This is a genomic window from Rhizobium sp. Root1212 (assembly GCF_001424985.1).
In the GTDB taxonomy this organism is placed as follows: domain Bacteria; phylum Pseudomonadota; class Alphaproteobacteria; order Rhizobiales; family Rhizobiaceae; genus Pararhizobium.
The window spans coordinates 13,290-26,901 of record NZ_LMDA01000014.1 but is presented as its reverse complement, the minus strand read 5'-3'; the positions used below and the strand labels follow the sequence as shown (position 1 = coordinate 26,901).

The following is a 13,612-nucleotide window of genomic DNA, read 5'->3' as shown; positions in this document are numbered from 1 at the left end:
CATGGCACACGACATCCAAATCCAGGACGGCGAAAAGCCGGTCTTCTACCTGACGGAAGATCATCATCCCGAAGGCAGCACCAATCTGGGCTTCTGGCTCTACCTGATGAGCGACTGCCTGATCTTCGCCGTGCTGTTCGCCACCCATGGCGTGCTCGGCCGCAATTATGCGGCCGGCCCTTCGCCGGCCGATCTCTTCGACCTGCCGCTGGTGGCGCTCAACACCGCGATGCTTCTGTTCTCCTCCATCACCTATGGCTTCGCCATGCTGCAGATGGAGCGCAACGCCAAGGCGGAAACGCTGTTCTGGCTCGCCGTCACCGGCCTGTTCGGCGCAGCCTTCCTCGGGCTGGAGCTTTACGAGTTCGCGCATCTCATTCATGAGGGCGCCGGCCCGACGCGCTCGGCCTTCCTGTCGTCCTTCTTCACGCTGGTCGGCACCCACGGCCTGCACGTTACCTTCGGCACGATCTGGCTGATCACGCTGATGGTGCAGGTCGCCAAACGCGGCCTGATCCCGGAAAACCGCCGCCGCCTGCTGTGCCTGTCGATGTTCTGGCACTTCCTCGACGTCGTCTGGATCGGCGTCTTCTCCTTTGTCTATCTGATGGGAGTCCTCGGATGAGCCCGCACGCCCAAGCGCCCCTGCACGAAGACGCTGCAACCACCCACCACGCCCACAGCCACGGCCATGAGGCTGGCCACGGCTCGTTCAAGGGCTACATGCTCGGCTTCGGCCTTTCCGTCGTCCTGACGGCCATTCCCTTCTGGCTGGTCATGAGCGGCGCGTTCGACAGCAAGCTGCTCACCGCCTTCTTCGTCATGGGATTGGGCCTGGTGCAGATCGTGGTGCACATGGTCTACTTCCTGCATATGAACCCGCGCTCGGAAGGCGGCTGGACGATGATGGCGCTGCTCTTCACGCTCGTCCTCGTTGGCATCACGCTCGCCGGCTCGCTCTGGGTCATGCACCATCTCAATACGAACATGATGCCCATGTCGCCGGAGATGATGAAGAACATGCCCTGACGGGGCGCATTCCGTGAGCGAAAATCCTGACAGATCGGCAGGTGCTTCCCTCGAAGCGCCTGCCAAAGGTCACGGCAGCCGGGTCTTCATCGCCGGCATGGTGCTGCTGACCACGGTGTTTCTGGCGCTCGGCACCTGGCAGGTGCAGCGCCTGTTCTGGAAACTCGACCTGATCGAGCGGGTCGAGGCGCGGGTGAATGCCCCCGCCGTGCCGACACCGGCGGAGGCCGATTGGCCGAGCTTCAAGCCCGATGAACAGGAATATCGCCACGTCACGGCGTCCGGCCGCCTGCTGCATGACAAGGAAACCCTCGTTCAGGCCGTGACCGAACGTGGCGCCGGCTTCTGGGTGGTGACCCCGCTGGCCGAGGCGGATGGGACCACCATCCTGATCAACCGCGGCTTCGTACCCTCGGAGCGGCGCGATCCTGCAACACGGGCCGAAGGGCAGACGCCGGGTGACGTCACCATCACCGGCCTGCTGCGCCTCACCGAACCCGGCGGCGCCTTCCTGCGGTCGAACGATCCCGCCGGCAACCGCTGGTATTCCCGCGATATCACGGCCATTGCCAAAGTCCGCGGACTGCGGCGCGTAGCACCCTATTTCATCGATGCGGACGGCACGGCCAATCCCGGCGGTTATCCGGTCGGCGGCCTGACCGTCGTGCATTTCCGAAACAGCCATCTCGCCTATATCTTCACCTGGTATGCGCTGGCTGTGATGACGATCGTAGTCACCGTGGCCTTGCGCCGGCGAAGGCTCGTTTAGGGAAACAGTCTGTCGCTTTCCCGCATGCTATGTTTCAAGCCCGAAAACGTGCGATGAAGGCCTATCAACGGTTTCAGAACATGAGGCGATAAAGCCATGAAGAAAATCGGTTTCCTCTCCTTCGGCCACTGGTCGCCCTCGCCGCAATCGGGCACGCGCTCGGCTGGAGACGCCCTCCTGCAATCCATCGACCTTGCGGTCGCGGCGGAAGAACTCGGCGCTGACGGCGCCTATTTCCGCGTCCATCACTTTGCCCGCCAGCTCGCCTCGCCCTTCCCGCTGCTCGCGGCAGTCGGCGCGCGGACAAAGAACATCGAGATCGGTACCGCCGTCATCGACATGCGTTACGAAAACCCGCTCTACATGGCGGAGGATGCGGGTGCAGCCGACCTCATTTCCAACGGCCGCCTGCAGCTCGGCATCAGCCGCGGCTCGCCGGAGCAGGTGATCGATGGCTGGCGCTATTTCGGCTACCAGCCGGAAGAGGGCAAGACAGAAGCAGACATGGCCCGCCATCATGCCGAAGTGTTTCTCGACGTGCTGCGCGGCGAAGGTTTCGCCCGGCCGAACCCGCGTCCGATGTTTCCGAACCCGCCCGGCCTTTTGCGGCTGGAGCCGCATTCGGAAGGCCTGCGCGAGCGCATCTGGTGGGGTGCAAGCTCGAACGCCACAGCCGTCTGGGCTGCCAAGCTCGGCATGAACCTGCAAAGCTCCACCCTGAAGGACGACGAGACTGGCGAAGCTTTCCACGTGCAGCAGGCGGCACAGATCCGTGCCTATCGCGAGGCCTGGAAGGAAGCCGGCCACACCCGCACACCGCGGGTTTCGGTCAGCCGCAGCATTTTCGCACTCGTCGATGATCGTGACCGGATGTATTTCGGCGAGCGTTCGGAAGGCGAGGATACGATCGGCTTCATCGATGAAAACACCCGCGCCATCTTCGGACGGAGTTACGCGGCGGAACCGGACGACCTGATCCGGCAGTTGAAGGAAGACGAAGCCGTCGCCGAGGCCGATACGCTGCTGCTCACCGTACCGAACCAGCTCGGCGTCGACTACAACGCTCATGTCATCGAGTCGATTCTGAAGCATATCGCGCCAGCCCTCGGCTGGCGCTAAGTCTCAGGCAGGCACAGCTTCAAGCCGTTCCTTCGGCATCGGCTTGAACAGCATGGCGATCAGGAACGCCCCGATGCCGATGCCCCAGGAGCCGACATAGAGCCACGTATAGCTGGCGAAGGTATCGTAGATCAGCCCGCCAGCCAGCGGGCCGGTTGCCATGCCGAGGCTGCCGGCCATGGCCGTTCCGCCGATCACCGTTCCCATCATCTTCAGCGGAAAGTTTTCCCGCGCAATGACCGCGTAAAGCGGCATCACGCCGGCGTAGATGAAGCCGAATAGCCCCGCCACCGCATAGAAACTGCCAAGCCCCTGCGCAAAGACATACGCCAGCGCGCCAAAAGCCTGGGCCAGCAGGCCGAGCACCAGAATATGCTTGGCTCCGAAGCGATCCCCCAGCAGGCCGAACACGACGCGTCCCCCCATGCCTGCCAGCCCCTCGACGCTGTAGATCGTCACGGCCGCGATCATCGGAATGCCGCAGGTGATCGCATAGCTCACCGTATGGAAGATCGGCCCGGAATGAGTGGCGCAGCAGAAGAAATTGGTGAGCAGCAGAATGATGAACTGCGGCGACCTTACTACTTCACCAAGTGACATCGACGGTTCCGCCGGGCCGTTCGCCTGTATCGCCGCACTTTCCAGAGCCGGTGCCCGGCGCACGAGCAGCGACACCGGGATCATCACCACGGCGACGAGCAGCGCGATGATCTGCATCGAGGTGCGCCAGTCGTGCATCGTGACGAGCCAGGCGGCAAAGGGCGACATGGTCATCGGCGCCATGCCCATGCCGGCGGAAACCAGTGACACGGCAAGGCTTCGATGGGTATCGAACCAGCCGGTGACGCAGGCCATCATCGGCGCAAAGATCGCCGCTGCGGCCACTCCGACCAGCAGGCCGAACACCAGCTGAAACGCGATGAGCGAGGTCGTTCGGCTCGCCAGAAACAGGCTCACCGCCAGAAGAACGGACCCGGCCAGCACGATCGGCCGCGGCCCCCAGCGATCCGACAGGCCGCCCCAGGCGATGCTGGCAAAGGCCATGGCGAGAAAGCCGATGGTCATGGCGCTCGAAACGCCGGTCACCGACCAGCCGGTCTCCCGCGAAATCGGCAAGAGGAAGACAGGCAGGGAAAACATGGCGCCGATGGCGAGGCAGCCCAGAAGGCCGCCCGCGGCAACGATCACCCAACGGTATCCGGAATTGATCATGTCCATCTCCCTTTGCCGCGATATCCGTTCAATACTGGTCATGGCGCTGGACCCATGCCATCGGGGAGCTCAAGGCGTCCTCGTCACGACCCTTCGGCACGAGATCGAGGAAATGATAGGTGCCGTTGACCATCTCGACGCCGCGCCCGTAGCAGGAATAGGTGTGAAACACCGCATTGTCGTCATTCCGGTAGAAAACACTGATCCCGACCATGTCGGAGGGCAAATTCGAGTGGGCCGTATAGTTGTAATTGGCTCTCCCCTCGGCCAGCTCCTCCGCCGAGAATGAGGCATGATAATCGAAATTGAAATCGCTGCCACCGGAAGAAACCCAGGGGAAGCTCCAGCCGAGGCGTTTTCTGTAGGCTTCAAGCTTGGCGAACGGCGCCCGCGAGACCGCGACGAAGCTCACGTCGCGATGATTGAGATGGACCGGGATGCCGTTGAAATTGTCCGCCCAGAAGGAGCAGGACTTGCAGCCCTCCTGCCAGTCGGGGCCGAACATGAAGTGATAGACGATGAGCTGGCTTCGCCCTTCGAACAGATCGGCGAGCGAAAGAGTGCCCTGCGGCCCCTCGAAGCTGTAGCTCTTTTCCACCCGCTCCCATGGCAGGGCCATGCGCTGGCGCGTCAGCGCATCGCGCTTTCGGGTGAATTCCTTTTCCTGTGCGAGCAGGTCGAGACGTGCCGCCAGCCAATCCTCATGCGAAACGACGGGGTTAAGCATCATGAACTCCTTGTCTGTTGCCGGTTCGGAATGGCGATATAGATAAAGCCGGAAGGCCGGCGGGTGGGAGTTACAAGTGTGACGGGATTTCCATGGATTCGATGATCACGGCGGCAGCGCGCGCCCTTTCGGCCGGCGATCCGCTCGGCGCGCTGAAGCGCGTGGCGCTGCGCGAAGATGCGGCGGCCATGGCGCTGCGCGGCATCGCGATGGCCCAGCTTGGGGATCTCAGCCGCGCCAAAACGCTGTTGAAGCAAGCGGCCCGCGCCTTCGGGCCGAAGGAGGCGCTTGCCCGCGCCCGCTGCATCGTCGCGGAAGCGGAAATCGCGCTTGTGTCGCGGGATCTCACATGGCCGGTCAAGGCGCTGGAAACCGCGTGGACCGTGCTCCAAGCCCATGGCGAACATATGAATGCCGCCCATGCCCGCAACCTGACGGTTCGCCGGCTGCTGTTGATCGGGCGGCTGGACGAGGCCGGGCGGTTGCTCGCCGGTTTCGATCCCTCGCCGCTGCCGCCTCTCGCCCGCGCCGCCCATGAGCTTGCCGTCGCCAATATCGCCGTCCGGCGTCTGAAGATAAAGGACGCCCGAGAGGCCTTTTCGCGGGCACGGCAGGCGGCCGATGTGGCGCGGGTTCCGGCGTTTTCGGCCGAAGTCGAGGAGGCCGCCCGCGTTTTGGAGCGGCCGGCGGCCCGGCTGGTTTCGGGCGGTGAAAGCCGACCGCTCCTGCTCGACGAGGTCGAGGCGCTTTTGGCCGCGGGCGACCTCGTCATCGACGCCTGCCGCAACGGGTTGCGGATCGCGGAAACCTCCCTTTCGCTCACCACCCGCCCGGTCCTGTTTTCGCTGGCCCGCACGCTCGGCGAGGCCTGGCCGGGCGACGCCCCAAGAACCCGGCTGCTGGTCAATGCGTTTCGCGCCCGGCATGTGGACGAATCCCACCGCGCGCGGCTTCGTGTGGAAATCGGCCGGCTGCGTGTGGCGCTCCAGCCTTTCGCAGACATCCGCGCCACACGCGACGGCTTTGCCCTCATCCCGCGTGGCAGCAGCCGGGTCGTCGTCATCGCCCCGCCGGTCGAGGAGGATCATGGCGACGTGCTGGCATTGCTCTCCGATGGCGAGGCCTGGGCGAGTTCGGCGCTTTCCATCGCGCTTGGTGCCAGCCCGCGCACGGTGCAGCGGGCGCTGGAACGGCTTGCCGAAAACGGCAAGGTGCAGGCGATCGGCGAAGGACGGGCGCGGCGCTGGATGGTGCCGCCGCTCACGACATTCCCGACAATCTTGTTACTCCCAGGTCCCCTGCCGAGCGGCTAGGCTCAAGGCATCGAAACACCAGACAGGAGATGGCAATGACCCACTCGCAAGCAGAAATCGTCAAGGAATACGGCCCCTTCCCCGATGTGGAGCAGGTGCACGGCGTCACCTATGACGGGACGTCCGTCTGGTTCGCGGCCGGAGACACGCTGAATGCCTTGGACCCGAAAACCGGCAAGACCCTGCGCGCTCTCGATGTCGCCGCCCATGCCGGCACGGCCTTCGACGGAACACATCTTTTCCAGATCGCCGAAGACCGCATCCAGAAGCTCGATCCGGCGTCCGGCCGCGTGCTGTCAACCATTCCGGCGCCGGGAGAAGGCAGCGATTCCGGGCTTACCTGGGCGGAAGGCTCGCTCTGGGTCGGCAACTATCGTGGCCGCAAGATCCACCGGATCGATCCCGAGACGGGCGATATCCAGAACACCATCGAATGCAGCCGCCTCGTCACCGGCGTCACCTGGATAGACGGCGAACTCTGGCACGGCACCTGGGATGGCGATGACAGCGACCTCAGACATATCGACCCTAAAACCGGCGCCGTGCTCGACACCGTCACCATGCCGCCCGGCACCGGCGTTTCCGGCCTCGAATCCGATGGTGCCGATCTCTTCTATTGCGGCGGCGGCCGCAGCGGCACCGTTCGCGCCGTGCGCAAACCGGCGTGACGCAGGCTGCCGGCTTTCCTTCTCTTCAGTGGAAGCGGATAAAGCCGGCGGCATTTCCTTATCGTCCCCCCTGCTTGAGAAGCCCGCCCGGCTTGTCTATAAGCCGGAAATCTCAGTATCTGCCGGCCGTTCCGCAATGCGGACTTGATCTCCGAGTAAAAATTTACTGAAATAGACGCTCGGGAGGAAGGCATGGTCACGATCAAGGAAATCGCCAAGGCGGTCGGCGTCTCGCCGGCCACGGTGTCGCGTGTCCTGAATTACGATCCGGCTCTCTCCATCTCCCCGGTCAAGCGCCAGGCGATCATCGAGACGGCGGAAGCGCTGAACTACGAGACGCCGCGCAACCGCAACCGGACCAACGGCCAGGCCGCTTCCACGCTCCTGACCAAGCTGGTGATCGTGCATTTTCTCGAACCCTCCGACGAGATCGCCGACCCCTACTACATCGGCGTGCGGCTCGGCATCGAAAACCGTTGCCGCGACCTGAAGACGGAGATCGTCAAGGCCTTCCACTCCGACGACCTGCCGGAAGCCGGACTTCTCGAAAGCGCCTCCGGCGTCATCGTCATCGGCAAGCATTCCGACAACGAAATCGAGTGGCTGGCAAACCATGCCCGCCATCTGGTCTTTGCCGATTTCGACCCGCGGAACGACCGCTTCGACAGCGTCTTTGCCGATGTCGGGCTTGCCACGCAAAAGATCCTCGAAAGCCTGAAAACCGCCGGATACAGCCGGATCGGCTTCATCGGCAGCCATGAGAACCTGAACGGCGCGGTGCAGCAATTCGCCGAACGCCGCTGCGCCGCCTATATCGACTGGCAGACGAAAAACGGCAGCTTCGACCCGGCCTTGCTGGCGCTTTCCGATTGCAGTTCCGGTCAAAGCCTCAGGCTCGATACCGGCTACCAGCTCGCCCGCGATCTGCTGTCGCTGCCGGAGCGCCCCGATGTCGTCGTCACCTCCAACGATAACATGGCGATCGGCACCTACCGGGCGGTCCGCGAGGTCGGGCTCACCATTCCCGACGATATCGCCGTTGTCTCTTTCAACGACATTCCCGTTGCGCAGTTCCTGACACCGCCGCTCTCGACCGTGCGCATCCACGGCGAGCACATCGGCGAAGTCGCGGTCGATCTGCTGCTGGAGCGCCTTTCCGGCCGCAGCTACGGCAAGCAGGTGCGCATCGCCACCGAACTCATCTGGCGCGACAGCTGCCGCAAGCCCATGGAATCCTGAGAGATTCAGCCACTCATCGCAGCGCAATAAATATTTACTAAATTTCTGTTGCGTTGCCCCTCATTTTGGGTAAATCTTGCGCAGCCGGTGGAGAGGAGAACCCGTCGGCGGCCATTCCTTGGGAGGAACCAATGTTTAACAGGACCATTCTGTCGCGCTTCGCGGCAGCCGCTCTCGGCGGCGTCAGCCTTTTCGCATCCACCGCCGCCTTTGCCGGCGAAATCACCGTCTGGTGCTGGGACCCCAATTTCAACGTCGCCATCATGAAGGAAGCCGGTGCGCGCTACACCGCCAAGCACCCTGAAACGACCTTCAACATCGTCGATTTCGCCAAGGCCGACGTCGAGCAGAAGCTGCAGACGGCCCTTTCCTCCGGCACCACCGATGCACTGCCGGATATCGTCCTGATCGAAGACTACGGTGCGCAGAAATACCTGCAGTCCTTCCCCGGTGCCTTTGCCGAGCTTTCCAGCAAGATCGATTTCTCGGGCTTCGCGCCCTACAAGGTGCAACTGATGACGCTCGATGGCGCCGTCTACGGTATGCCCTTCGATTCCGGCGTCACCGGCCTCTATTACCGCAAGGACTATCTCGAACAGGCCGGCTTCAAGCCGGAAGACATGCAGGACCTGACCTGGGACCGCTATATCGAGATCGGCAAGGCTGTCGAGGAAAAGACCGGCAAGAAGATGCTCGGCCTCGACGTCAACGATGCCGGCTTCGTGCGCATCCTGATGCAATCGGCCGGCGGCTGGTATTTCGACAAGGACAACAATCTGTCGATCGAGGGTAATCCGGCGCTGAAGGCCGCGCTTGAAACCGAGCAGAAGATTTTGCAGGCCGGCATCTACAAGCCAGCCGCCGGCTGGACCGAATGGGTCGGCACCTTCACATCAGGTGATGTCGCATCCGTTACGACAGGCGTCTGGATCACCGGCACCGTCAAGGCGCAGGCTGATCAGTCCGGCAAGTGGGGCGTCGCGCCCATTCCGAAGCTGAACGTCGAAGGCGCTTCGAACGCCTCGAACCTCGGTGGCTCCAGCTGGTATGTGACGTCTGGCTCTGCCGAAAAGGATGAGGCCATCGACTTCCTCAACGAGGTCTATGCCAAGGATATCGATTTCTACCAGAAGATCCTGACCGAGCGTGGCGCCGTCGGTTCGCTGCTCGCCGCTCGCACGGGAGCTGCCTATTCGGAAGCCGATGCCTTCTTTGGCGGAGAAAAAGTCTGGCAGAATTTTTCCGATTGGCTCGCCAAGGTTCCGGCCGTGAACTACGGCGTCTTCACCAACGAGGTGGATACGGCCGTGACGGCGCATCTGCCGGAACTCGGACAGGGCAAGCCGGTGGATGAGGTGCTGAAGGCGATCGATAGCCAGGCCCAGGGGCAGATTCAATAATCTAGCCGCCCCGCTCCACACACTTCGTCATCCTCGGCCTTGTGCCGAGGATCTACCAGCCTGTCCTCATGCGCGGAGGGGCTGGAAGATGGTCGGGTCAAGCCCGACCATGACGGAGTGAGAGATGCTAGCCTCGTAAAATGCAGCCCTCCCACGAAAGTTATTCCATGGCAGCCGGCAGAACAGGTGGACTGAAGCGCTATTACGATCTGAACGGTTGGCTGTTCATCGCCCCGTCCGTCGCGCTGATCTCGATCTTCCTCGTCTATCCGATCTTCCGTTCGCTCTATCTGTCCTTCTTTACCGGCAAGGGCATGATGATGAAATTCGGCGGCACGGCCAATATCGTGCGCCTCTGGAACGACCCGGTTTTCTTTCAGGCACTGAAAAACACCGTCACCTTCTTCGTGGTGCAGGTGCCGATCATGATCCTGCTGGCGCTGTTGCTGGCATCGGTGCTCAACAATGACCGGCTGAAATTCATCGGCTTCTTCCGCACCGCGATCTTCCTGCCCTGCGTTGCCTCGCTGGTCGCCTATTCCGTGCTGTTCAAGAGCATGTTTTCCGTCGATGGCGTCGTCAATCAGGCGCTGATGGCGATCGGCCTGATCGGCTCGCCGATCGGCTGGCTGACCGAACCCTTCTGGGCCAAGCTGCTCGTGATCCTTGCCATTACGTGGCGCTGGACCGGGTACAACATGATCTTCTATCTCGCCGCCCTGCAGAACATCGACAAATCGATCTACGAGGCCGCACGGATCGACGGCGTTCCGGCCTGGGCGCGGTTCGTCTACATCACTATTCCGATGCTGAAGCCGGTGATCCTGTTCACCACCATCATCTCGACCATCGGTACGATCCAGCTATTCGACGAGGTCTATAACCTGACGGAAGGTCGCGGCAGCCCGGCCAATTCGACGCTGACGCTGTCACTCTACATCTACAACCTCACCTTCCGTTTCATGCCGAGCTTCGGCTACGCGGCGACCCTTTCCTATGTGATCGTGATTATGGTGGCACTGTTCTCGTTCCTGCAATTCTATGCCGCGAGGGACCGGTCATGAACCGCCTCTTCAGCACCGGCCTGCAATATGCCTTCCTTGGCGTGGCCGCCTTCCTTTCGCTGTTTCCGTTCTTCTGGATGGTCATCAGCTCGACCAACAGCTCGATCGACATCATCGGCGGCAAGACGAGTTTTGGCGCGGCTTTCGCGACAAATGTCGCGAATTTCTTCACCCAGGTCGATGTGCCCCTGGTTTTCTGGAATTCCGCCAAGGTTGCAATTGTCGCGACGCTGCTCACCATCGTCTTTTCGTCGCTTGCCGGTTACGGCTTCGAGATGTTCAAGTCGAAGGCGCGCGACCGTATCTATACGCTCGTGCTGTTGACGCTGATGGTGCCCTTCGCGGCGCTGATGATCCCGCTGTTCATGATGATGGCGAAGACCGGGCTCATCAACACCCATATCGCCATCATGCTGCCGACCATCGCGTCCGCCTTCATCATCTTCTACTTCCGCCAGTCGACCAAGGCTTTCCCGACCGAGCTGCGCGACGCCGCCAAGGTGGACGGCCTGAAGGAATGGCAGATCTTCCTCTACATCTACGTTCCCGTCATGCGCTCCACCTATGCGGCGGCGCTGGTCATCGTTTTCATGACCAACTGGAACAACTACCTCTGGCCGCTGATCGTGCTGCAATCCAACGAGACCAAGACGATCACCCTCGTCGTCTCCTCGCTCGCCTCGGCCTATTACCCCGATTACGGCGTGGTGATGATCGGCACCATTCTCGCCACGCTCCCCACCCTCCTCGTCTTCTTCGTCATGCAGCGCCAGTTCGTGCAGGGCATGCTCGGCTCAGTGAAATAGGAAATTCCCATGCGCATTACCGAGAGTTTCAATGGAAACTGGATCTTCAGCCACGGCTTCGATGCCGCAAAGGTCGCAAGCCTGCAGCCGGGCGAGACCGTGCGCCTGCCGCATAGCGCCATCGAACTGCCCTACAACTATTTCGACGAGACCGAATACCAGAAGCCGTTCACCTACCAGAAGCGTTTCGACTGGCGACCGGAATTCGAGGGCCGTGAAGTCTCCCTCGTCTTCGATGCGGCGATGGCCGATAGCGTCGTCTATCTCAACGGCGAAAAGATCATCGCCCACAAGGATGGCTATACCCCCTTCGAAGCACGTCTGACGCCGCACGTGAAGCACGGCGAAAACCTGATCACGGTGAAGATCGACGGTTCCGAAAACCCCGAAATCCCGCCCTTCGGCGGCCAAATCGACTATCTCTGCTACGCCGGCATCTACCGCGATGTCTGGCTGAAGGTCGCAAGCCCGATCTCGATCGCCAATGTGAAGATCGAGACGCCGGACGCCCTTGCCGAGAAGAAGACAGTGACGGCGCGCGTCTTCCTTGCCAATCCGCAGGGCCTCGCCGTGTCCGGCACGCTAGCCGCCAAGATTCGCAAGCAGGGCGGTGGTGAAATTGGTTCGGCATCGGTTTCCGTCGAGGGCAACGAAGCCTTCTTCACCTTTTCCGATCTGACCGATGTCCATCTCTGGGATATCGACAATCCCGCCCTCTACGCCCTATCGCTGAAGCTCGAAACGCCACACGGCGAAGACGTCCTTACCCAGCGCTTCGGCTTCCGCACGGCGCAGTTCACGCCGGATGGCTTCCTGCTCAACGGCAAGCCCCTGAAGCTGCGCGGCCTCAACCGCCATCAGGCCTGGCCGCACACCGGCTATGCCATGGGCCGGCGGGCGCAGGAAAAGGACGCCGATATCCTCAAGCACGAACTCGCCTGCAACATCGTGCGCACCTCGCATTATCCGCAGTCGAAGTGGTTCCTCGACCGCTGTGACGAGATCGGCCTGCTCTGCTTTGAGGAAATCCCCGGCTGGCAGCATATCGGCGGCGAGACCTGGCAGCAGGAATCGATCGAAAACGTCCGCCGCATGATCGAGCGCGACTGGAACCATCCGTCGATCATCATCTGGGGCGTGCGCATCAACGAAAGCCAGGACAACCACGCCTTCTACGCCGAGACCAACCGTCTCGCCCGCGAACTGGACCCGACCCGCCAGACCGGCGGCGTACGCTTCATCACCAACTCCGAACTGCTCGAAGACGTCTACACGATGAACGACTTCATCCTCGGGCAGGAGGAAATGCCCGGCAACAATCGCGGCCGCGTCGTGTTGCGCGATCGGGTGGAGACGACCGGCATCACCCGGCCGATCCCCTACATGATCACCGAATATAACGGCCATATGTACCCGACCAAGCGCTTCGACCAGGAGCAGCGGCAGGCCGAGCACGTCACCCGCCACCTGCTGATCCTCAATGCGGTGGCCGGCGACAGCAATATTTCCGGCTCCACCGGCTGGTGCATGTTCGACTACAACACTCACAAGGATTTCGGCTCCGGCGACCGCATCTGCTATCATGGCGTGCTCGATATGTACCGCATTCCGAAACTCGCGGCTTACGCTTATGCCTCGCAGGGCGAACCATCAGAGAAGGTCGTGCTGCAGCCGGTCACCTTCTGGGCGCGCGGCGAGCGCAATATCGGCGGGGTGCTGCCGCTGATCGTGCTGACCAACTGCGACTACGTAGAAGTGAAGTTCGGCGAATGGGCACCGAAGCGCATTTATCCCGACAAGGAGAATTATCCGCACCTACCCCACCCGCCGGTCGTGCTCGACCTGCGCACAGTGACGCCGGAGGAATTCGGCACCTGGGGCCGCGTCTGGCGCGAAGGCACGATCACCGGCTTCGTCGATGGCAAGGCGGTGAAATCGATCACCATGCCAGCCGATCCGGTTCCGGCCACGCTCGAAGTGACGCCGGACGACACGGTGCTGCGCAGCGGCGAGAAGGATGCGACCCGCGTCGTCGTGCGCGCGCTCGATCAATGCGGCAATCTGCTGCCTTTCTTCGAAGAGCCGGTATCGCTCGTTCTGGAAGGACCGGGCCGCATCATCGGACCGGCAGAGCATACGCTGAAGGGTGGGGCGACCGGCTTCTGGATCGAAGCGGGCGATGAGACCGGCAGGCTCAGCCTCACGGTCAAGAGCCGCCGCTTCGACACCCAGACCGTCACCTTCACGATCAACTGAGACGCGACCC

General features: G+C 62.0%; 13 protein-coding genes. 11 read left to right on the top strand and 2 right to left on the bottom strand.

Annotated features, from left to right (window positions below; translation table 11 throughout):
• Position 1: 1 nt before the first annotated feature.
• The 4 genes from cyoC to ASC86_RS15375 all read left to right on the top strand — a co-directional run bounded on the left by cyoC (position 2) and on the right by ASC86_RS15375 (position 2,917).
• Entirely contained in the window at positions 2 to 625 is a 624-nt protein-coding gene (gene cyoC, locus ASC86_RS15390; RefSeq protein WP_056322884.1) for a cytochrome o ubiquinol oxidase subunit III, read from the top strand.
• On the top strand, positions 622 to 1,029 hold the full coding sequence (gene cyoD, locus ASC86_RS15385; RefSeq protein ID WP_056322881.1) for a cytochrome o ubiquinol oxidase subunit IV: 408 nt from the start codon (positions 622 to 624) through the stop codon (positions 1,027 to 1,029). Before cyoC ends, cyoD begins: the two co-directional genes overlap by 4 nt.
• Before the next feature lie 97 nt (positions 1,030 to 1,126).
• Positions 1,127 to 1,798: an SURF1 family protein gene (locus ASC86_RS15380; protein WP_082510222.1), complete on the top strand. Its 672-nt coding sequence runs from the start codon at positions 1,127 to 1,129 to the stop codon at positions 1,796 to 1,798.
• Between the two features lie 96 nt (positions 1,799 to 1,894).
• Positions 1,895 to 2,917 (top strand): LLM class flavin-dependent oxidoreductase, encoded by a 1,023-nt coding sequence (locus ASC86_RS15375; RefSeq protein WP_056322876.1) that lies wholly within the window; start codon positions 1,895 to 1,897, stop codon positions 2,915 to 2,917.
• A gap of 3 nt (positions 2,918 to 2,920) precedes the next feature.
• Here the strand turns inward: ASC86_RS15375 and ASC86_RS15370 are convergent, their stop codons facing one another.
• Together ASC86_RS15370 and ASC86_RS15365 are read right to left on the bottom strand one after the other, a co-directional pair.
• A complete protein-coding gene (locus ASC86_RS15370; RefSeq protein WP_056322982.1) occupies positions 2,921 to 4,129 on the bottom strand; it encodes an MFS transporter in 1,209 nt (402 codons plus the stop codon).
• A 28-nt stretch (positions 4,130 to 4,157) separates the two neighbouring features.
• Entirely contained in the window at positions 4,158 to 4,856 is a 699-nt protein-coding gene (locus ASC86_RS15365) for a DUF899 domain-containing protein (RefSeq protein WP_056322872.1), read from the bottom strand.
• Between the two features lie 92 nt (positions 4,857 to 4,948).
• Between ASC86_RS15365 and ASC86_RS15360 the strand changes: the two genes are divergently transcribed.
• From ASC86_RS15360 to ASC86_RS15330, 7 genes are all read left to right on the top strand, one after another.
• Positions 4,949 to 6,169, top strand: a complete 1,221-nt coding sequence (locus ASC86_RS15360; RefSeq protein WP_056322868.1) for a hypothetical protein — start codon at positions 4,949 to 4,951, stop codon at positions 6,167 to 6,169.
• Positions 6,170 to 6,204: 35 nt separating this feature from the next.
• Positions 6,205 to 6,837 (top strand): PQQ-binding-like beta-propeller repeat protein, encoded by a 633-nt coding sequence (locus ASC86_RS15355; RefSeq protein WP_056322866.1) that lies wholly within the window; start codon positions 6,205 to 6,207, stop codon positions 6,835 to 6,837.
• Between the two features lie 171 nt (positions 6,838 to 7,008).
• Positions 7,009 to 8,076, top strand: coding sequence for a LacI family DNA-binding transcriptional regulator (locus ASC86_RS15350; protein WP_280136982.1), 1,068 nt, complete (start codon positions 7,009 to 7,011; stop codon positions 8,074 to 8,076).
• A gap of 131 nt (positions 8,077 to 8,207) precedes the next feature.
• A complete protein-coding gene (locus ASC86_RS15345; protein ID WP_056322861.1) occupies positions 8,208 to 9,476 on the top strand; it encodes a sugar ABC transporter substrate-binding protein in 1,269 nt (422 codons plus the stop codon).
• 167 nt (positions 9,477 to 9,643) lie between these two features.
• Positions 9,644 to 10,540, top strand: a complete 897-nt coding sequence (locus ASC86_RS15340; protein WP_056322859.1) for a sugar ABC transporter permease — start codon at positions 9,644 to 9,646, stop codon at positions 10,538 to 10,540.
• Positions 10,537 to 11,346: a carbohydrate ABC transporter permease gene (locus ASC86_RS15335; protein WP_056322856.1), complete on the top strand. Its 810-nt coding sequence runs from the start codon at positions 10,537 to 10,539 to the stop codon at positions 11,344 to 11,346. Before ASC86_RS15340 ends, ASC86_RS15335 begins: the two co-directional genes overlap by 4 nt.
• 9 nt (positions 11,347 to 11,355) lie before the next feature.
• Positions 11,356 to 13,602 carry a glycoside hydrolase family 2 TIM barrel-domain containing protein gene (locus tag ASC86_RS15330; RefSeq protein ID WP_056322854.1) on the top strand — a complete coding sequence of 749 codons (2,247 nt, stop codon included), beginning with the start codon at positions 11,356 to 11,358 and terminating at the stop codon, positions 13,600 to 13,602.
• The last annotated feature ends 10 nt before the right edge of the window (positions 13,603 to 13,612 follow it).